Source organism: Agarivorans sp. B2Z047, from assembly GCF_023373605.1.
Lineage (GTDB): Bacteria > Pseudomonadota > Gammaproteobacteria > Enterobacterales > Celerinatantimonadaceae > Agarivorans > Agarivorans albus.
On sequence record NZ_CP088080.1, the window covers coordinates 2881905 to 2900622 of the forward strand.

General features: G+C 41.9%; 21 protein-coding genes. 14 read left to right on the forward strand and 7 right to left on the reverse strand.

All coding sequences use genetic code 11. From position 1 onward, the window contains the following. Nucleotides 1-2: 2 nt before the first annotated feature. Together LQZ07_RS13265 and LQZ07_RS13270 are read right to left on the reverse strand one after the other, a co-directional pair. Nucleotides 3-890, reverse strand: a complete 888-nt coding sequence (locus tag LQZ07_RS13265) for an efflux RND transporter periplasmic adaptor subunit (protein WP_249483143.1) — start codon at nucleotides 888-890, stop codon at nucleotides 3-5. An 11-nt stretch (nucleotides 891-901) separates the two neighbouring features. Further along, entirely contained in the window at nucleotides 902-1156 is a 255-nt protein-coding gene (locus tag LQZ07_RS13270; RefSeq protein ID WP_227981577.1) for a hypothetical protein, read from the reverse strand. A gap of 256 nt (nucleotides 1157-1412) precedes the next feature. Between LQZ07_RS13270 and LQZ07_RS13275 the strand changes: the two genes are divergently transcribed. Further along, on the forward strand, nucleotides 1413-1856 hold the full coding sequence (locus tag LQZ07_RS13275; RefSeq protein ID WP_040307084.1) for a MarR family winged helix-turn-helix transcriptional regulator: 444 nt from the start codon (nucleotides 1413-1415) through the stop codon (nucleotides 1854-1856). Between the two features lie 76 nt (nucleotides 1857-1932). After that, entirely contained in the window at nucleotides 1933-2409 is a 477-nt protein-coding gene (locus LQZ07_RS13280) for a GNAT family N-acetyltransferase (RefSeq protein ID WP_152784903.1), read from the forward strand. A gap of 201 nt (nucleotides 2410-2610) precedes the next feature. Here LQZ07_RS13280 and LQZ07_RS13285 read toward each other — a convergent pair whose 3' ends face one another. Continuing rightward, the gene (locus tag LQZ07_RS13285) at nucleotides 2611-3900 is read right to left on the reverse strand and encodes a site-specific integrase (RefSeq protein ID WP_152784902.1); all 1290 of its coding nucleotides are present in this window, start codon (nucleotides 3898-3900) and stop codon (nucleotides 2611-2613) included. Between the two features lie 195 nt (nucleotides 3901-4095). On the opposite strand from LQZ07_RS13285, the gene LQZ07_RS13290 reads away from it, so the two are divergent. Further along, a complete protein-coding gene (locus tag LQZ07_RS13290; RefSeq protein ID WP_152784901.1) occupies nucleotides 4096-4452 on the forward strand; it encodes a YibL family ribosome-associated protein in 357 nt (118 codons plus the stop codon). 42 nt (nucleotides 4453-4494) lie between these two features. On the opposite strand, the gene LQZ07_RS13295 is transcribed toward LQZ07_RS13290, so the two are convergent. The 4 genes from LQZ07_RS13295 to LQZ07_RS13310 are packed head-to-tail and all read right to left on the reverse strand — an operon-like array spanning nucleotide 4495 to nucleotide 9363. After that, on the reverse strand, nucleotides 4495-6087 hold the full coding sequence (locus tag LQZ07_RS13295; RefSeq protein WP_152784900.1) for a VCBS repeat-containing protein: 1593 nt from the start codon (nucleotides 6085-6087) through the stop codon (nucleotides 4495-4497). Nucleotides 6088-6147: 60 nt separating this feature from the next. After that, on the reverse strand, nucleotides 6148-6699 hold the full coding sequence (locus LQZ07_RS13300; RefSeq protein WP_152784899.1) for a YSC84-related protein: 552 nt from the start codon (nucleotides 6697-6699) through the stop codon (nucleotides 6148-6150). Nucleotides 6700-6724: 25 nt separating this feature from the next. Further along, the gene (locus LQZ07_RS13305; RefSeq protein ID WP_152784898.1) at nucleotides 6725-8299 is read right to left on the reverse strand and encodes a response regulator; all 1575 of its coding nucleotides are present in this window, start codon (nucleotides 8297-8299) and stop codon (nucleotides 6725-6727) included. Between the two features lie 29 nt (nucleotides 8300-8328). Then, nucleotides 8329-9363, reverse strand: a complete 1035-nt coding sequence (locus tag LQZ07_RS13310; RefSeq protein WP_152784897.1) for an HD-GYP domain-containing protein — start codon at nucleotides 9361-9363, stop codon at nucleotides 8329-8331. A gap of 332 nt (nucleotides 9364-9695) precedes the next feature. Between LQZ07_RS13310 and LQZ07_RS24590 the strand changes: the two genes are divergently transcribed. The 11 genes from LQZ07_RS24590 (at nucleotide 9696) to uspE (ending at nucleotide 18685) form a co-directional block, all read left to right on the forward strand. After that, nucleotides 9696-9818 (forward strand): hypothetical protein, encoded by a 123-nt coding sequence (locus LQZ07_RS24590; RefSeq protein ID WP_016401485.1) that lies wholly within the window; start codon nucleotides 9696-9698, stop codon nucleotides 9816-9818. A 25-nt stretch (nucleotides 9819-9843) separates the two neighbouring features. Continuing rightward, nucleotides 9844-11277 carry a cytochrome-c oxidase, cbb3-type subunit I gene (ccoN, locus tag LQZ07_RS13315; protein ID WP_016401486.1) on the forward strand — a complete coding sequence of 478 codons (1434 nt, stop codon included), beginning with the start codon at nucleotides 9844-9846 and terminating at the stop codon, nucleotides 11275-11277. A gap of 1 nt (nucleotide 11278) precedes the next feature. Next, nucleotides 11279-11881, forward strand: coding sequence for a cytochrome-c oxidase, cbb3-type subunit II (ccoO, locus tag LQZ07_RS13320; RefSeq protein ID WP_016401487.1), 603 nt, complete (start codon nucleotides 11279-11281; stop codon nucleotides 11879-11881). 10 nt (nucleotides 11882-11891) lie between these two features. Then, nucleotides 11892-12074 carry a cbb3-type cytochrome c oxidase subunit 3 gene (locus tag LQZ07_RS13325; protein WP_016401488.1) on the forward strand — a complete coding sequence of 61 codons (183 nt, stop codon included), beginning with the start codon at nucleotides 11892-11894 and terminating at the stop codon, nucleotides 12072-12074. Beyond that, the gene (ccoP, locus tag LQZ07_RS13330; protein WP_152784896.1) at nucleotides 12071-13039 is read left to right on the forward strand and encodes a cytochrome-c oxidase, cbb3-type subunit III; all 969 of its coding nucleotides are present in this window, start codon (nucleotides 12071-12073) and stop codon (nucleotides 13037-13039) included. Before LQZ07_RS13325 ends, ccoP begins: the two co-directional genes overlap by 4 nt. 84 nt (nucleotides 13040-13123) lie before the next feature. Next, nucleotides 13124-13606, forward strand: coding sequence for a FixH family protein (locus tag LQZ07_RS13335; RefSeq protein ID WP_194164198.1), 483 nt, complete (start codon nucleotides 13124-13126; stop codon nucleotides 13604-13606). Next, nucleotides 13596-15983: a heavy metal translocating P-type ATPase gene (locus tag LQZ07_RS13340; RefSeq protein WP_152784894.1), complete on the forward strand. Its 2388-nt coding sequence runs from the start codon at nucleotides 13596-13598 to the stop codon at nucleotides 15981-15983. Before LQZ07_RS13335 ends, LQZ07_RS13340 begins: the two co-directional genes overlap by 11 nt. After that, on the forward strand, nucleotides 15980-16153 hold the full coding sequence (ccoS, locus tag LQZ07_RS13345) for a cbb3-type cytochrome oxidase assembly protein CcoS (RefSeq protein WP_016401492.1): 174 nt from the start codon (nucleotides 15980-15982) through the stop codon (nucleotides 16151-16153). Before LQZ07_RS13340 ends, ccoS begins: the two co-directional genes overlap by 4 nt. Further along, complete coding sequence (locus LQZ07_RS13350) at nucleotides 16137-16802, forward strand: sulfite exporter TauE/SafE family protein (protein WP_194164197.1); 666 nt, start codon at nucleotides 16137-16139, stop codon at nucleotides 16800-16802. The genes ccoS and LQZ07_RS13350 overlap by 17 nt, the downstream gene beginning before the upstream one ends. A gap of 68 nt (nucleotides 16803-16870) precedes the next feature. Further along, a complete protein-coding gene (locus tag LQZ07_RS13355; protein ID WP_152784892.1) occupies nucleotides 16871-17617 on the forward strand; it encodes an FNR family transcription factor in 747 nt (248 codons plus the stop codon). Nucleotides 17618-17752: 135 nt separating this feature from the next. After that, nucleotides 17753-18685, forward strand: coding sequence for a universal stress protein UspE (uspE, locus tag LQZ07_RS13360; protein ID WP_152784891.1), 933 nt, complete (start codon nucleotides 17753-17755; stop codon nucleotides 18683-18685). The last annotated feature ends 33 nt before the right edge of the window (nucleotides 18686-18718 follow it).

Sequence of the window (18718 nt, forward strand, 5' to 3'; positions counted from 1 at the left end):
ATTTACCCCTGTACGTCTGCGTGAGTGCTTAGCGAAGTGCTATCAACAACAACATCGATGCTATTTCTCATGTTAAGTATGTTGTTTATTACCACTAAGTCGCCACTAGCCAAGCCTTGCTTAACCACCCAACCGTTACCCACTTCGTTGCCAAGTTCTACTGACTTCTTAACTGTTTTGTTGTCTTGGCCCACCACAAATACCGAAGGCTCACCTGATTGGCTTCTTACAACTGCTGATTGAGGCACTACCAAGTAGTCACGCGCTTCAGGCATAGATATATGAGCACGAACATACATGCCAGCCAATAAAGTGTTGTTTGAATTTGGGATAATAGCGCGCAAAGTTACCGTGCCAGTTGAGCCAGAGACTTGCGTATCGGCAAACTCTAGGTGTCCTATTTGTTCGTAAGCGCTGCCATCTTCAAGCGTTATAGAAACCGGGATCTCTTCTCGTTTGTCTTTAAAATCTGAGAAATCTTGTTTTAGTTTATGAATCGACAATGAAGATTGCTGCATGTCTACATATACGTTTGAGGTTTGAATAACGGTAGTTAAGTAGGAAGATTGCTCGGCGGTTAACAAGGAGCCTTCTGATACTTGAGAGAGTCCAACTTGACCAGAAATAGGCGCTTTAATCTGAGTGTAAGACAACTCAATATTTGCGTAATCTAGCGCTGCTTGTCGGATAGCGACTTCTGCTTGTGCTTCTTTATAAGCAGCATCTGCGTCATCGTAAAGCTGTTGGCTGGTAAGCTTCTTCTTTAGTAATTCTTGATAGCGAATAGCTGTTTTTCTAGCAGTTTCTTCGCTGGTTAGGGCTTTGGCTAACTGTGCTTGTGCGCTGTTAACGTTTGACTGATACACCGTTGGGTCGATTTGATAAAGCACATCACCGGTTTCTACTGTGAACCCTCAACATACAAACGGCTTTTCAGAATACCTGTTACTTGTGGCCGTACTTCGGCTTGTTTAAAAGCAGTAATACGACCGGGTAGTTCGGTAGTTAAACGTAATGTAGTAGGGGTTAGTTTGAGTACATCAACATGTGCTGGGCCAGCTTCTGGCCTTTGATTTGGAATGTTTTCTCCACAACCCAAGACTGTGAAAGAGAGTAAAAAACACAAGGTAAGCCTTAGTGTATTGGTGACATGCATATTGATACCTTTAACTGGAATTATTTGATCGTAAGTGGATAGCAAACAGTGTTTAGTTATTTTCGTTGCGAAGAAGCCTTAGCTGAATTAATATTGTTGCACCTGCAACTATAATTCGAGACTCTACCATCAAATAAGTTGCAGATACAACAATAAATAAGAGAAGGGTATGGCGCTGTTCCTGTATTAACGCTATTTTTTGGCTTTTAAACGCCCATACGCTGCTGATTTTTAACCAATTATGAGTCGCTCACTTATGACAACTTTGCCTAAAGAAAAAATTGAACACCAACCTATGTTTATTTGTGGAGCGGTTCACCGATTATTTAGAAACCGGGCGACAACATTACTGTCGAAGCAAAAGCTGATGACGCTAGAGATGTCTAGAGCCTTAGTGGCCGTTCAAGAAAATCAGCCTTTAAGCCAGCAACAACTAGCAGACATTGTTCAAAATGAAAGAAGCGCAACGAAGCGCATGGTGGACAATTTAGAAGAACGTGGCTACTTAACAACGTCTAAATCTGCGACTAATAAAAAACTAAAAATGTTAAACCTGACTAAGCTAGGTGAAGACGAACTTAAGAAGGTGAAATCCACAATCACCGATATTGAGAAGGAAGTTTTTGAGTGCCTAAGCAAGGAAGAGTACGAAGAGTTTTTGAGATTAATCCGCATCATTGGTGCTCACAACTTAGGCTAAGGATGAGTTAAAGCAGATTGATTTAAATGTAGAGGCGTTGGGTTGTGTTTTACAAGTTAAAGATGAGTTTATAGAAATGGCCAAAATTAAATTTGTAAGTTTTAACAAGGTAGAACCAGCGGATCTTCTACCTGTAGTTAATCAGTCAGCGTTGAGAACACATCTGGTAGATCATGAATATTTTGATTCCGTTAGCATCAAACAATGGATGATAGGTAAAGCTCAAACAGATTCGATAGCTGGCTGTCGTGTACGAGTTGTAAATATAGATGGAGTTGTCGCTGGCTGGTGTGGGATTCAACCAGACGATAATGGTTATGAAATAGCGATAGTTATTTCTAAAGAGTATTGGGGATTTGGCATATCAATATTCAATTCAATGATGTGTTGGGCCAAAGAGCTTGGGCATAAAGAAGTCGTGTTTCATTTACTAGAAACTCGACCTGAGTATAAGGCATTAAAAAGAATGGTCATTAAAGTTCAGAAAACAGAACTTTTAGATCGAAGCTTTACCACATATTTTATATCGGTAGATAAATGGTGTGCATATTAACCAAGCCTAGAAGTAACAGTAAGCATTGATCTCTAAAACTCGCAAGAACCGCCAATCTCAACTTGAATGACGTTTACCAATGCAAATCTAAAAGGGTTCTTTTACACACACCTTATTTAACATAATATATATTATGCGCCTTATGGGTGGTTTTTTAGCAATCCAAAGAAGTTTGCCTGTAATGCCGCGTAGAAATAGCAATTAATTTAAGTGATCCAAAGGCTTATGTTCAGCAGATTGATGGCGTTCTACGCGAGATGTGTGCAAATACTGAGACGTTGTATCAATACTGTCGTGTCCAGCATCGGCTTGTACATGTGACAATGGCCGACCCACTAAATTTATGTCGTGTGATATTCCGGTGTGTCTAATGCTGTGTGGCGTAAGTTGGCGTATCTCATTAGCGTCTTGCTTAAAGCCGTCTGCCTCGGCGAGCTTAGCTGCTTGTTCAATGAGTATGTAGATTTGCTCTCTTAATTGGCGAATACCAAGATTGGCATTAAGCAATCCACTATCTCTACCGCGGCCAGCTGCTCGGTGCCTTACAAACAATGGCGTTTTCTCATTGGGTGTTGGCAACGGCGTTAATTGTAAAAAGCGTCGATAACGTTGTAAGGCATCTAACAATTGCTTAGACACTGCAACGGTACGCTTTTTCCCACCTTTGCTACGCGGTATATAAAAGCCCCATACAGAGGTTTTAGTATCTCGTTTAAACTGTCCCATTATCGGCGAGAAGCCAGGTCTGGCAGCTACTTCGGATATTCGTAAATAGCAGCTATACATAAGGCTAACCAAAAACAAAACACGCTCGTTATCCTCTGGTGATTGTTTAGCAAGTTGATTAGCGGCGCTCATTACATAAGACCACTGTAAATCACTAAAGGATTTAATGTCTTCTAGATCTTCGCCACTAATAATGTGTTGGCTGCTAGCTTTAGATCTTCCGTTCTTCATTAAAGCCATGGCTGGGTTACGCTCTGTATATTCTTCATTGATTAGATAGGCATAGAACGAAGATAAAATCGCTAATTTGGTTTTTAAGGCTTTATCACTTATTTGATATGGCTGCTCAATACCATCTATTTTCTTGCCTAAAAACGGCCGCCATTGTGGATTTGGCACACGTTCTTTCAGCTGTTTATCGACAACAAACTGGGCAACATTTCGATAAGCGATTAACTCTAGCGGCGGCTTGCTGCAATAGTCTAAATACTTACTAAGTACCCGTCGTGTCACCATTGATAAGGAGATTTGCTCAACAGTATAAGCCCAGTGTAAAAAACTGGTGAGTTCGCTTCGGTAGGTTTTGTAATTGTTTTCACTATGACGCTGTTCTAACAACCAATCTACTGCGTATTCGTAAACAAATCCGGCATCGCTAACGGCGCTTAAGGTAACTTCTGACAGATGTTGGTTAACGATAGCATTGCCATCTTCAAGATATTGAATGGAATCGAACAGAGGAATGGCTGGAGGAAGTGTTAGCATGAACTTAGTTAAGCTACTGAATAGTAATGATATTATAACCCTAAATGCAATTGCCGATAAATAGCATTATCGGCATTAAAGCAGTAAATTGTTTACTCTACAAATGTAAAACCTAAGACAAACTTACTGCTATAATAAGCGATTGGCTAACAGGCCTTGAACGATGAATGCTCGATGGGAGCCTTAGGATTTACAATGAATTTAAAAAATGAACTTCAATCAATTCACAACAAATTAGACACGGCAAAGCGTAAGTTAGATGCCGCCCACGAACGTGGTGACACTGTGATGATTAATCAGTTCAATACTACGATTACTGCACTAACTAAAAAGCTTAAAAGTGTAAAAGCCCAGCAAACGAAGAAATTAAGTCAACAAGGCGGCGACGTTAAGTCCCTTCCCTTTAGCCGCGTGCTTACAAAAACAGAACAAGCAGATATGGGTAAGTTGAAGAAGTCGGTTAAAGGTTTGGTGGTAGTACACCCAATGACAGCCTTAGGCCGTGAAATGGGCATTACAGAAGTTACTGGATTTGCCCCAAAAGAGTTTTAATTGTTTGGGCAAAGTACTTGCTTTGCCCTACTCTTTTTAACGCTAATACTTAGCCACTAAGTTTGCTGGAATATGGCCTATAAACTTACCGCCTTTATAGATAAGCGTGTAGTTGTGATTGGCCACCAAATCTTCATAACGCTCTGTTGTTCCATCACTAAAAGTTATTTCTGCGCTTACTTTACTCAGCTTTCCTAAAGAAAAAACCAAAGGCAAACCGTCCCACCTTGCCCTTTGTTGATCAATGAGTTTTTCACCTTGGTATATCTTGACTATGGCATCAACCGCAAAGGGGTTGGGTTGCTTATAGCGAGGGTAAATATACAGGCTGTTCTGTTGATTTTGGCCAGTGTTTAAGAACACTTGCAACTGTTGGTTACTCGCCCCACCTATCACAATATCTTGGCGCAAATCGTTGTTTAAATCGGTGATAAACACTGGGTTGGAGTCCCAACCATTGAAGCTTAATACTTGTTTAAACTTGCCTTTTCCATCATTTTCCCACACCTTTCCATACTTTTTACGAGGATTAGAAAGTAGCAAATCTAAATCTCTGTCGTTGTCAAAATCCACTGCAAATACACGCACAAGATAAGGCGCACCAGCATTTAGCATCTTGCTTAGTGACGAGTTTTGCTTAACAAAACCTTTGTCTGTTTGTAGGTAAACGTCGCCTTTACCTTTTCCAGTTGTTATTAAGTCTTGGCGCTTATCACCGTTTAAATCTCCAACAAATATTGGCGTTGCGTATTCCGGCAGTTTGAGACGCTTATTTGATAATGAGTAGCCTTCCTTAGTGGCTAAGAAATACCAGCCTAAGTGATCACCGCCATAGCCGCCGTGACCAGCAACGATAATGTCACTTTGCTGATCGTTATTAAGATCAATGGGTGTAAGCATAGGACTTGGTATTGGCGAACGATTTATAAAGTGTTGGTAAGTGTTAGCTCGGAAAAAGCGGTTCTTTTTGTTATTGGCCTTAAAGTCTTGTTCAATTTGTTGATATTTAGCGGGCAATAAATGATTGTCGCTAGAGCTGTAGTTTTTATCGCGTTGAAATGTTTGTTGATCAGCTTGGTAATAGAATGCCCCCTTGCGCCCTGCATCTAAGTCTAAGTAGCCATCTTTATTTATGTCTAACACTGTTTTGGGATAAGACACTGGAGAAAAGGTTTCGTTAGGTGAAGCGACTTCGAATTCACCTTGCTTATTCAAGACATAAGGATTCTTTTTCTCATCAGAAAAGGCGGCTATATCAAGCCAACCGTCTCCATCAAAATCAAAAAACCATGGTTTGTCGTCGGCTCCTGGTAGCTTTTGGCTAGTGCTAAGGCTTTTAAATTCGAGAACGCCACTCGGTATTAATTGGTTAACTAAGAGCTTACCACCTGGAGTGCCGTGATGAGAGAGGTAGAGATCTACATCGCCATCGTTATCGTAGTCAAAGCCGCCTACTCCCCATGGCCACCAACCATGTGAGCCAAACTCGCCGCCTTGGGCTTTAAGTTCTTGTTTGTGCCATTGTTGTATGAGTGCATTAGCGTTAGTCGAAACGGCTTTAAACTCCAAGGCACTGGCGACCAAACTGGTTACAAATGAAGCTACAACTAAGATAAGTGTTACAAGTTGCATCATGCTAAGCCCTTAATAAAAAAGCCAGCTTATCGCTGGCTATTTAAAGTGTAGCTGTATTTCTTAGTTTAAATCGCTGTCTTGCCAAAACTTGGTGCCTTTAATAGTGGCTTCAAGTGACAGACCCGCTTCTGTTAACTGATAGATTTCTACATCACCAATTGCACCTTCGACCTCGGCTGAACCGCCTTTATCTCCAGCCGTTGCGGCCGCATCTGCTTGGGCGCCAAATAGCCATCCGCTTTCTACAAACTTGTCGAAGGCTTCTCGTGTTTTGAAGATCATTAAAGCCCTAAAATCTTTTACACCTAAACCAAAACCTACGCCAGCTTCGCCCATCTTCATATAGGTTTTCTTACCCGACGCATTATCCACTGCGATGCCAGTTCCACCGCCAGCTGAAATAACAAACAAATTAACGCCAACGTTACTAAATACAGCATAGCCAACACCGCTAGCCATTTTTCCTGATATATCAGGCTTTTCTTCCTTAAATTTAGCGATAGTCTCGTTGGCCGACTTATCGTATTCAGCCCGGTCTTCCTCTACACCGGCAAAGCTAAAACTACTTATAAACAATAAGGTGACACTTAAGGCTGTGAGTAGGTTCTTCATCGTAGTTCCTCGTATTAGAATAAAACTAATTTGAAAGTGGCAGTGCCACAGTGATTGTAGTGGTATTGTCTTTATCGCTGGTGCGCATACTTACTTCGCCATTTTGCGCATCGCTAAGCAAACTAACCGAGTAAGTGCCTAAGCCTGTGCCAGTATCTTTACCGGACGTGACGTATTTTTCCCAAAAGTTCTCTCTTATCGCCTCGGGCACTGCTCCTACATTCTCGGTAGTAACTTCGACCTTATTGTCTACAACGCTTATTGAAACAGACACTCTGCTTCGGCTGGGCGCTGCTTCGCAGGCATTTTTAAGCAGATTAAAGAATAGAGAGTAACTTAAGGATTCGTCGCCTAAGGCTAATACTTCGTTACCTGGATCTTCTTCTTCAGGCTCTAAGTACATAAGTAGTTGTTTGCTACTAAAAGTTTTCCTGACTACGGTTAACATTTTTTTAAGCATCAAGTGAACAGAAAACGGTTTAGCTTTTAGCTCAAAACGCCCCTGCTCAATTTTATATAACTCAGTGGATAGGTTAATCATGTTGAGTAACTGCATAGACAATTCGTCTATCATCACTGAGCTTTCGTTAATGCTAGCAGTTGCCTGACGATCGGTTTTGATTTGCTCTGCTAAGGCAACAATACCCGCAATTGGCCCTTTTAGATCGTGCCTTAGCAACTGATCGACACTATTTTTTAGCTTCTCTTTCTCGATAAGATTATCTAAGTCACTTTGTAGATGTTTATGGAGATCGACCGAACGCAGGTGATTGCGTACTCTAAGTTTAAGTAGCTCCGGTTGAATAGGCTTTGTGATATAGTCTATTGCGCCACCTTCAAGTCCTTTTGTTTGGTCACCTATCTCGGTTAAGGCGGTAACAAAAATAACCGGAATGTGTTGTGAATTTGGATGTTGACGGAGCTTTTCTAGCACTTCATAGCCATCCATTTCGGGCATCATTACATCTAGTAATATCAGATCTGGTGGCGTCTCAGAGCAACAAATCTCTAAGGCCTTTTTCCCAGTTTTAGTCAGCAGTACGCGGTAGTCATCGCGTAATAGACCGCCTAATAACGTGAGATTTTCTGGCGTATCGTCAACGACTAATACGGTGTTTTGTTTTGATTGGGCTAAAGGCGCTGCAGCCACAGGCTCTGGTATGGGTAGTTCTTCGAGTTCGGGCTCCTCGCTATTGGCTAAGGATTGGCGGTTTCTCACATCGCCTTTTGCTGCTTGTTGTAACCTAGACTGCAACAATGCAGTAGTGAAAGGCTTAATAATAAGGTCAGTTACGCCTTCGCTTATGGCTTCTGAGACTCTATCGCGCTCAGCTTCTGCGGTGATCATAATAAACGGTATGTGTCGCCATGTTTCTGATTGCCTAACTGTCTTAAGAAACTCGATACCACTCATCACCGGCATATTCCAATCAGACAAAATTAGGTCGATATGCCGTTTCTTCAATACATTTAGCGCTTGTGCGCCGTTCTCTGCTTGTATTACTTGGCCGATGCCAAAGCGACGTAATTGCTCGTAGGTGATTTTTCTTATTGGTGCCATATCGTCGACGATTAGCACTGTGAGTTTGTTGAGTTGCATGTAAAAGCGTATCCTTCGCGGCCAGCTAACTATTCTTCTAAAGACTCTTTAAATCGTTCTTTTACTTCGAGTATTTCGGGAAGTGCTTCTATAAATAATGGCACTAGCTTGGGGTCGAAATGAACTCCAGCCTCACTTTCCAAAAGCTCGATGGCCTTTTCTACAGGCCAGGCTTTTTTGTATGGGCGTTCGCAAGTGAGTGCGTCAAATACATCAGCAATAGCAACAATTCGCCCTTCAATAGGAATATCTTCTCCAGCAAGTCCATTGGGGTAACCTTTGCCGTTCCATTTTTCGTGGTGGGTTAATGCTACTGTTCTCGCAAGCTCCAGTAATTCTGAACTATCACCCTCTCCGAGAATTTCACCACCAATTACTGCATGGCTTTGCATAATTTCCCATTCTTCGGCGTCTAACTTTCCTGGTTTTTGCAATACACGATCGGGAATACCAATTTTGCCTATATCGTGCATGGGCGCTGCATTCATAAGTATGTCTGCATCTCTTTCGCTCATTCCTGCGGCTAAACCAAGAATACGCGAGTAGTAACTCATGCGAATAACATGCATGCCGGTTTCATTGTCTTTGTACTCTGCGGCTCTACCTAAACGCTGAATGATTTGTAAACGGGTGGTATTAATAACGTCGGTTTGCTCTTTTACCTTTCGGTCTAACTCTCGATTTTGATTGTACAAAGCAAGCTGGGTTTTCACCCTTACTTTTACTACCGGTGGGCTTACTGGCTTTGTGATGTAATCAACAGCACCTAGCTCTAGGCCTCTTAGTTCATCAGCGGGGCTTATTTTGGCGGTAACAAAAATAACTGGGATATGGCGAGTGCTTAAATCTTCTTTTAAACGGCGGCAAACCTCGAAGCCGTCGATGCCTGGCATCATAATATCTAGCAGTATTAAATCGGGTTTATTGGCTTTAGCAACTATCTTTAATGCCATATCGCCATTGCGTGCCACTTGCAGCTTGTAATCATTTCGCAGAATGCCTGCCAATACGTCGATGTTCTCTGGTGTATCGTCCACAATGAGAACAGTGGCCCTGTTTTCCATAAAATATCCTTGTTTACCAATCCATCGATAAAAATAGCTAGTAGTAACTATAGGCTTAAAATCAACAATTTAATAACAATGACGCTTAAAAAACATGCGTTTCATTAGATATACACGAATGTTTAGACTTAAGTCTAATTAGTGCCAACACTGAGCTAAAGCGCATCGCAAAATTCTAATGTTACGTAAAGCAGATTTTTGGTTACGCGAATGTAAATTATTGGCTCATAATTGATCTAGATCAATGCAGTTTGTTGATTGGAAAAGATTTGTTAAATATTTAGCGAAGATATGCAAATAACTAGTTTTTCAAACTGTTATTTGATCAGTCGATGAAGTATGATCGCGCCGTTAAGCTACTGGTTGTAGGCTCTATTCGTGCTAAACGTGAAAGTAGTTTAACAATTCGTTTCATGTTGTTGATGCCATTGCATCAAACTCGCTTAAACAAATAATAAATAGCAACGGAAGCATGTATTTATGAACCAAGCAGCTAGCACAGAGACTGATTACAACTACACGGTTGTTCGACAGTTCACTGTAATGACCATTGTTTGGGGTATAGTTGGCATGGGTGTTGGTGTATTAATTGCTGCGCAATTAATTTGGCCTGCACTTAACTTCGATACTCCTTGGCTAACTTATAGCCGGTTACGTCCCCTTCACACAAACGCCGTTATTTTTGCATTTGGTACCAGTGCATTAATGGCTTGTTCCTTCTACGTGGTACAGCGTACTTGTCAAACCCGATTGTTTGGTGGTCCACTCGCCTCCTTCGTATTCTGGGGTTGGAATTTGATTATCGTATCGGCTGCGATAACACTGCCTATGGGTTTCACTACTTCAAAAGAGTATGCGGAACTAGAATGGCCAATTGGCATTGCAATCGCGATTGTATGGGTGGCTTATGGAATAGTCTTCTTTGGCACCTTGGTCAAAAGAAAAACCTCGCATATCTATGTTGCTAACTGGTTCTTTGGTGCATTCATTATTACCGTTGCTGTATTGCACATTGTTAACAATGCGGCTATTCCGCTAACAATGACTAAGTCGTACTCGATTTACGCCGGTGCTGTAGATGCAATGGTGCAGTGGTGGTACGGACATAACGCGGTTGGCTTCCTGCTTACTGCTGGCTTCTTGGGTATGATGTACTACTTCGTACCAAAACAAGCTGGTCGCCCTGTATACAGTTACCGCTTGTCTATTGTTCACTTTTGGGCTCTAGTATCTATTTACATTTGGGCCGGCCCTCACCACTTACACTACACAGCATTGCCTGATTGGGCACAGTCTTTAGGTATGGTGATGTCTCTTATCCTATTCGCTCCTTCTTGGGGTGGTATGATCAACGGTATTATGACCTTGTCTGGTGCTTGGCATAAACTTCGTTACGACCCAATTCTACGTTTCCTAATTGTTTCTCTGTCCTTCTATGGTATGTCTACCTTCGAAGGCCCAATGATGGCAATTAAAACGGTTAACGCCTTATCTCACTACACGGACTGGACTGTTGGTCACGTTCACTCTGGTGCTTTAGGTTGGGTTGCTATGGTATCAATTGGTAGTGTTTACCACTTAATACCTGTGCTATTTGGCCAAGGCCGTATGTACAGCACTAAATTAATTAACACCCATTTCTGGCTAGCGACTATTGGTGTAGTTCTTTACATCGTAGCGATGTGGATCTCTGGTGTTATGCAAGGTTTGATGTGGCGTGCGGTAAACGAAGATGGCACCTTAACATATTCATTTGTTGAGTCGCTGCAAGCTTCTTACCCATTCTACTTTGTTCGCTTTATCGGTGGTGTGTTCTTCTTAACTGGTATGTTTGTTATGGCTTACAACGCATACAAAACCATTACTGCTGAGAAAGGCTCCCTAAAACCAATTGAACACGGACAGGAGGCATAACATGAAGCACGAGTTAATCGAAAAGAATGTTGGTTTACTGGCCATATTCATTGTTATCGCAATTAGTTTTGGTGGTTTAGTACAAATCACCCCACTAATTTTTCAACCTGAAACTACCGAGCCGGTAGATGGTTTAGTGCCTTACACTGCTCTAGAAATGGAAGGTCGTGATATTTACATCCGCGAAGGCTGTAGCAACTGTCATAGCCAAATGATTCGTCCATTCCGCGCAGAAACTGAACGTTATGGTCATTACTCGGTAGCTGGCGAAAGTGTTTGGGAACACCCGTTCTTATGGGGTTCTAAGCGTACCGGACCTGATCTAGCACGTGTTGGTCAACGTTATTCTGATGAATGGCATCGAGTGCACCTAATTAATCCACGCGATGTAGTACCTGAGTCAAACATGCCTGGTTTCCCTTGGTTAGAGGAAAACTTAGTAGATAGCTCATTAACAGGTAAGAAACTCGCGCTATTTAAAAACCATTTTGGCGTGCCTTATACCGATGCAGACATCGAAGGTGCAGAAGAAGCCGTTAAAGGCAAAACTGAAATGGAAGCTTTAATAGCCTACTTACAAGTGTTGGGTACAGCATTAAAATAAGGAGTTAGTTATGGACTTTGGTACATTTAGCGGCCTATATACAGCTTTCTTAATGGCGATTTTTGTAGGTATTTTTGCCTGGGCCTACAGTAAAAAACGCAAAAAGGATTTTGCTGAAGCTGCAAACTTGGTTTTTGCCGACGAGCCTGAAACTAGCCCGACAAAGGAATTTGAAGGAGCACAGAAAAAATGAGCACATTTTGGAGCGTGTGGATTACTGTAATAACCTTAGGCAGCATCGCAGGATGTTTCTTGTTGCTAAGGGCATGTAATAAGAACAACACCGGCGTAAAAGAAGGTGAATCAATGGGCCACGAGTTCGACGGAATTGAGGAGTTAAACAACCCTCTTCCGAAGTGGTGGTCTTATATGTTTATTATTACCATTGTTTTCTCGTTGGTTTATTTAGCAGCCTACCCTGGCTTAGGTAACTGGCAAGGTTTCCTTGGTTGGAAGAGCTCAGAAATGGGTATTAAGAGCATTGCAGAAGGTCAAGAGCGCGTAGCTGCTTACGACGGCAATGTTGCCAACCAATACCAAGGTGAACTTGATAAAGCTGATGCTAGATTTGGCGAAGTTTTCCGTCAAGTTGCGTACAACGAGTCTGGTGAATATCGAAGTGTAGAGGAGCTTTCTGAAGATCCAGCGGCGGTTAAAATTGGCCAACGTTTGTATCTACAAAACTGTTCGCAATGTCATGGTTCTTCGGCTCGAGGTGGCAAAGGCTTCCCTAACTTAACTGATGGTGATTGGTTATATGGTGGAAGTGGCGAAGCGATTAAAGCTAGCCTTATGCACGGTCGTCAAGGCCAAATGCCTGGTTGGGAAGCAGTATTAGGTGATGACGGTATTAAAGAAGTTACCGCCTATGTTCTAAGCTTATCTGGCCGTAAGGTTAACGATGTTGATGCCGCCAATGGTAAAAATCGTTTTGCAGTATGTGTAGCTTGTCACGGCGCTGACGGTACCGGTAATCAAACGCTTGGCGCACCTAACTTAACCAATGGTATTTGGTTATACGGTGGTTCACGCCGTGCAGTTGAAGAAACCCTTCGCTACGGTCGTAATGGTGTAATGCCAGCTTGGAAGGATATTCTAGGAGAAGATAAGATTCAGCTTATTTCCGCCTACGTATATCAGCTTTCTAAGAGCGAATAGACTTAAAATTTATAAAAAGCGACGCCTATGCGTCGCTTTTTTTTGTTATATTTAAGCCCCCCTTGTGAATGGAAGTATGCTGTTATGCAACAAGTTTGGTATAAACAATTTTGGCCGTGGTTTTTAATCGCGCTACCGATGGCTGCGGTAGTTGCAAGCCTGTTTACTTTTTATATAGCTGCTACAACCAACAACGATATGGTTGTTGAGTCTTACTATAAAAAAGGTAAAGCAATTAACGCTGACTTGTCGTTAATCGAAAAAGCTGAACAATTGGGGATCAAAGCAGCTGTTTCACCTGCCAACAATGGTTTGGTATTAGATATGGTTCTGCCTGACTCTCTAAAGAACCAACCACTTAAAATTGAATTAGCACATAAAACCCTCGCTAAAAATGACCGCAGTTATGTCGTTACTGCTGATGCAAATGGTCGCTACCGCTTTGGCGATGATTTAAATGAGTCTGGCCGCTGGTTTATTCGGATTAGTCCTATGGATGATTCCTGGAGACTGCAGGAAGCACTACAACTACCGCTTTACAACGCAGAAGAAATCGATGGCAAGTAATCAAGGCCTGTGTTTCCACTGTAACGAAGTTATTCCCAAAGGCGTAAATCTACATGTTTCAATTCTTGGTAGCTCTCAAGCGATGTGTTGCCAAGGTTGTGCTGCCGTTGCACAAACAATTATTGAAAGTGGCTTAGAAGATTATTATCAACATAGAACAGCTGCCGCCCCAAGTGCTCAAGGGTTAGTACCAGACGCCTTGGTCAAAATGTTAGAGTATGATGACGAAAGCGTTCAGCTAGAGTTTGTTGCACAAAATGAAAACAGCAAGGAAGTTTTACTCTCTATCGAAGGGATCGCCTGCGCTGCTTGTGCTTGGTTAATCGAAAAACAATTATCACATATTCCAGGTGTTCAAAAAATTCATGTTAACTCGACCACCCAGCGAGCTACGCTTGTGTGGGATGATAAGCAAGTAAAGTTAAGTCAATTACTACAAAGTATTCATAAGCTTGGCTATAACGCCAATCCCTTTCAAACAGATAAACAAGAAGAGATAGATCGAAAGCTATACCGCAGTCATTTACTTAAACTAGGTGTAGCCGGCCTAGCCACCATGCAAGTAATGATGTTTGCTATCGCCCTATATGGTGACTTATTTGAAGACATGGAGCTTATCTATCGAGATTACTTTCGCTGGGTGAGCTTAATTATGGCAACCCCAGTATTACTGTTCTCTGCACAGCCGTTTTATTTTGGCGCTTACCGAAGCCTTAAAGCTAAAACGCTAAATATGGATGTGCCTGTTTCTATTGCATTATTAGGCGCCTATAGTGCGTCGCTTTATGCCACGATAAACGGCACCGGTGAAGTTTATTTTGAATCGGTTTCCATGTTCACTTTTTTATTATTGCTCGGCCGGCTTCTTGAATTGCGAGCAAGACGCAAGGCCAGCGAAACCAGTTCAAATATGCTTAAGCTAGTGCCTAAGTTAGCCATGCGAATTGATGAGACCGGTCAGCAACAAAAGGTTGCGGCGAGCCAGCTTAAACAATCAGACATTATCGTGATTTTACCCGGCGAAGTAGTACCTGCCGATGGACAAGTTGTGTTTGGTGAAAGTGAATTTGATGAGTCTTCGCTTACCGGCGAATCATTGCCTATCACTAAGAAGCTAGGTGATACGGTTTTTGCCGGTACCATCAACCATGAACAAACCGTTCATTTAGAGGTTGAAGCAGTATCTCAAAACACCTTTATCGCCAATATCATGCGTTTGCAAGAGCAAGCTCAAAGCGAGAAACCTAAAATAGCAACAATAGCCGATAGCGTGGCTCGCTACTTTGTTTTTGGTTTGTTGGTGATTGCTGCACTTACCTACACCTACTGGCATTTTCACTCACCTGAAGATGCGTTCTGGATTACCTTGGCGGTTTTAGTTGCTACTTGTCCCTGCGCCTTATCTTTAGCAACCCCAGCAGCACTAACTGCAGCTACACACAAACTATCAAAAACAGGCTTATTGGTTAAACGGGGACACGTGTTAGAAAGTTTGGCCAAAGTTACGTCTGTTGTATCTGATAAAACAGGCACACTTACCGAGGGCAAGTTACAGATTAAACAAGTGAACTGCCTTGGCGATGTTAATGAAATAACAACTCTTAATCTGATTGGAGCTCTAGAAGCACAAAGCTCCCACCCCATTGCTAATGCCTTCAGCGAATACCAGAACTACGCTGCAACTAATATTGAGCACCATACTGGCTTAGGTTTAAGTGGAGAAGTAGACGGTAAAAAGTTGAAACTAGGTAAAGCTTCCTTTTGTGGTCAAGCTGCTGAACCAATAGCCGGAATGCTCGAATTGGTGTTGATGGTCGAAAATAAGTTGGCTGCTAGAGTTTATCTTTCAGATACCATCAAAAAAGACGCTGTTAGTTTTTCACAGGGCTTAAAGGCGCGAGATATTTCACTTTCAATGTTAACTGGGGATGACTCTGCACAAGTGGAATATGTTGCAAAACAGTTATATATCACTGACATTGCAAGCGGCGCTTTACCCCAACAAAAACTCGAAGTAGTTAAAACTAAAACGCAAAACTCCCCCCACCTATTAATGCTTGGTGATGGAGTAAACGACGGTCCGGTTTTGGCCGCCGCACCGCTATCAGTTGCTATGGGTTTGGGCACCGACATCGCTAAATCTAGTGCTGACGCTGTATTGTTGGGTAGCAAGCTTTCTACCTTGCTCACCGCCATGGATCTTGCCAAAAAGACTAAAAAGATTATTGCTCAAAACCTCGCATGGGCCTTAGGGTATAATGCCTTAATATTGCCCTTAGCAGTGGCTGGAATCGTTACTCCTTATATGGCTGCTATCGGTATGTCATTATCGTCTTTAGCGGTACTTACTAATTCCTTAAGGTTAAACAAGCAATGAGTATTATATTTGTCTTGATCCCCATCGCCCTGATCTTTGTATGTGTAGGAATTGGTATATTTTTTTGGGCTGTTAAAAGCGAACAATTTGAAGATTTAGACCGTCAAGGCATCAACATTTTGTTTGATGATAAGAACAAAACCAAACAAGACAATGATCCTACAGACTGATTTTGTAGCAGCCTTTATAACCGGTTTATTAGGCGCCACACACTGCATAGCAATGTGTGGTGGCATCGCATGCATATTAGGTTCTCGTGCTAATAGCTCTTCCAATAAACTTTTAGTAAGTTTCGGCTTTAACCTAGGTCGGATCCTAAGCTACTCTATTGCCGGCGCTATTGTTGCAGGTTCCATACAAGCAATTAGCCAAGTTCATCAATCGTTTTATATGCTAGTAGCTTTACAATGGTTCGCAGCAGTAATGCTCATTTTACTGGGCATCCACCTTACTCGATGGTGGTCAATTCTCACGCCAGTGGAACAACTTGGCAAAGGCTTGTGGTCAAAGGTACAACCCAAAGCAAGTAAGATGTTGGCACTGCAGCACCCAGCAGCCAGTTTACCGTTAGGCATGTTATGGGGTTGGCTACCTTGCGGTTTGGTTTATTCAACATTGGTATTAAGTGCTAGCCAAGCACATTGGCTAAACGGAGCGGGTGTGATGTTTAGTTTTGGTTTAGGTACGTTTAGTGTAATGCTGTTAGCTGTATTACTGGGCCAGCAACTAACTAAACTAATGACAAATCGCGTATTACAGGTTTGTTCAGGACTGAGTGTTTTGAGTTTAGGGATCTACCAAGTTGTTACATTGTTGTAGCAATAGATCTAGAAAATTTATTACATAAAGAGTAGAATTGCCTCGAACTCCTATAGCATAGTTTGAGTATGAGCATTAACCCAAAAGCTAGTCAAAGAATCCAAACTGGTGGTTGTGAAATTCACTGCCAAGATTGCAGTATCTCCCAGTTATGTATCCCTTTCTCTCTTAATGAGACAGAGCTAGATCGCTTAGATAGCATTATCGAGCGTAAAAAGCCTATTCAGAAAGGCGAAGAAATATTTGCTGCAGGCGATAAGCTAAAAAGCTTATATGCCATCCGCTCAGGTACAATTAAGTCCTACACCATTACCGAACAAGGTGATGAACAAATTACCGGTTTTCATTTAGCTGGCGACTTAGTTGGCTTTGATGCCATTAACAGCCAAGAGCACCCTAGTTTTGCCCAGGCACTTGAAACTTCGATGGTATGTGAAATTCCTTTCGACACCATGGACGAATTGTCTGCCACAATGCCTAAGTTACGCCGTCAAATGATGCGCTTAATGAGTAATGAGATTGTTGCAGACCAAGAAATGATTTTGCTACTAAGCAAAAAGAATGCAGAAGAACGTTTAGCTGCCTTTATTTACGGTTTATCACAACGCTTTTCGGAACGAGGTTTTTCTCCAAGAGAATTTCGTCTGACTATGACTCGTGGTGATATCGGTAATTATTTAGGGCTAACCGTAGAAACCATTTCCCGTTTACTTGGTCGTTTCCAAAAAGCAGATATGATTGCAGTAAAAGGTAAATACATTTCAATCACTGATCGTGATGCACTACGCCAACTAGCTGGTACTAAACAAAGCTAAGTACCTAATAACACTGACCTGATTTACATCAATCTATCGAAAGAAAACTAGGTCAGTGTTAACTATATCTAATTTATTCCTACCAAATTAAGCTAAAGTTAAGTAGCTATTCCAGAAGATTCTAGGAGCTGCTTTATGATTAAGTATCGTAATATTTTAGTGGTCATCGACCCTCTTCACGACACCCAGGCGGCCTTGTCTCGTGCTGTTTTTCTTGCGCAGAAAGAAGACAAAGCAAAAATCAAAGCTCTACTTACTATTTACGACTTTTCTTACGAGATGACATCTATGTTATCTGGAGAAGAGCGCGAAGCAATGCGTTCAGGAGTGATAGAAGAACGTAATGTTTGGCTAAATGAAGTAATTGCTGCAACAAACACTGCTGGGATAGAAATAGAAACCAAAGTAGTTTGGAACAATCGCTTATACGAAAGTGTCATTGAAGAAGTTCTCGACTTTGGCCACGACCTTGTTGTTAAAGCGACACACCCACACCCTACTTTACAGTCGATTATTTTTACCCCAAACGATTGGCATATTTTGCGTAAATGCCCCACTCCAGTGTTAATGGTAAAAGAACATGATTGGCCAACCGAAGGCAAAATTGTTGCTGCGATCCACGCAGGAGCAGAAGATGAAGAGCACCACAAATTAAACCAGCGAATCGCTAACGAAGCAAAAGACCTAAGTAAGTTGCTAGACGCAAATTTACATGTGGTAACAGCCTATCCTGCAGCACCGGTAAATATTGCGATAGAGCTGCCAGACTTTGATCCGCTTAAGTACAATAAGAACGTCATGGAGTTTCATAAAACCGCGCTTAACAAATTTGTTGAAGAACAATTTGAGCAAGTGGTCACCACACACCTTGAGGAAGGTTTACCTGACGATGTAATCCCTGAAGTAGCAAACGAGATAGATGCAGAAATTGTTATTTTGGGTACCTCAGGTAGAAGCGGGTTTAGTGCTGCACTTATTGGCAATACCGCTGAACACGTTATTGACCAATTAGACTGCGATTTATTGGCGCTTAAACCGCAAAATTTTGTCAGTCCTTTTCAAAAATAGATAAAGCTAAACTGACGTTAAACATTGCTTAAG

Bases quoted from the DNA above. Each gene is read 5' to 3' on its own strand.
- LQZ07_RS13270 (WP_227981577.1), bottom strand. From the start codon at position 1,156: ATGCATGTCACCAATACACTAAGGCTTACCTTGTGTTTTTTACTCTCT.
- LQZ07_RS13275 (WP_040307084.1), top strand. From the start codon at position 1,413: ATGACAACTTTGCCTAAAGAAAAAATTGAACACCAACCTATGTTTATT.
- LQZ07_RS13280 (WP_152784903.1), top strand. From the start codon at position 1,933: ATGGCCAAAATTAAATTTGTAAGTTTTAACAAGGTAGAACCAGCGGAT.
- LQZ07_RS13285 (WP_152784902.1), bottom strand. From the start codon at position 3,900: ATGCTAACACTTCCTCCAGCCATTCCTCTGTTCGATTCCATTCAATAT.
- LQZ07_RS13290 (WP_152784901.1), top strand. From the start codon at position 4,096: ATGAATTTAAAAAATGAACTTCAATCAATTCACAACAAATTAGACACG.
- LQZ07_RS13295 (WP_152784900.1), bottom strand. From the start codon at position 6,087: ATGATGCAACTTGTAACACTTATCTTAGTTGTAGCTTCATTTGTAACC.
- LQZ07_RS13300 (WP_152784899.1), bottom strand. From the start codon at position 6,699: ATGAAGAACCTACTCACAGCCTTAAGTGTCACCTTATTGTTTATAAGT.
- LQZ07_RS13305 (WP_152784898.1), bottom strand. From the start codon at position 8,299: ATGCAACTCAACAAACTCACAGTGCTAATCGTCGACGATATGGCACCA.
- LQZ07_RS13310 (WP_152784897.1), bottom strand. From the start codon at position 9,363: ATGGAAAACAGGGCCACTGTTCTCATTGTGGACGATACACCAGAGAAC.
- LQZ07_RS24590 (WP_016401485.1), top strand. From the start codon at position 9,696: ATGAAGTATGATCGCGCCGTTAAGCTACTGGTTGTAGGCTCTATTCGT.
- ccoN (WP_016401486.1), top strand. From the start codon at position 9,844: ATGAACCAAGCAGCTAGCACAGAGACTGATTACAACTACACGGTTGTT.
- ccoO (WP_016401487.1), top strand. From the start codon at position 11,279: ATGAAGCACGAGTTAATCGAAAAGAATGTTGGTTTACTGGCCATATTC.
- LQZ07_RS13325 (WP_016401488.1), top strand. From the start codon at position 11,892: ATGGACTTTGGTACATTTAGCGGCCTATATACAGCTTTCTTAATGGCG.
- ccoP (WP_152784896.1), top strand. From the start codon at position 12,071: ATGAGCACATTTTGGAGCGTGTGGATTACTGTAATAACCTTAGGCAGC.
- LQZ07_RS13335 (WP_194164198.1), top strand. From the start codon at position 13,124: ATGCAACAAGTTTGGTATAAACAATTTTGGCCGTGGTTTTTAATCGCG.
- LQZ07_RS13340 (WP_152784894.1), top strand. From the start codon at position 13,596: ATGGCAAGTAATCAAGGCCTGTGTTTCCACTGTAACGAAGTTATTCCC.
- ccoS (WP_016401492.1), top strand. From the start codon at position 15,980: ATGAGTATTATATTTGTCTTGATCCCCATCGCCCTGATCTTTGTATGT.
- LQZ07_RS13350 (WP_194164197.1), top strand. From the start codon at position 16,137: ATGATCCTACAGACTGATTTTGTAGCAGCCTTTATAACCGGTTTATTA.
- LQZ07_RS13355 (WP_152784892.1), top strand. From the start codon at position 16,871: ATGAGCATTAACCCAAAAGCTAGTCAAAGAATCCAAACTGGTGGTTGT.
- uspE (WP_152784891.1), top strand. From the start codon at position 17,753: ATGATTAAGTATCGTAATATTTTAGTGGTCATCGACCCTCTTCACGAC.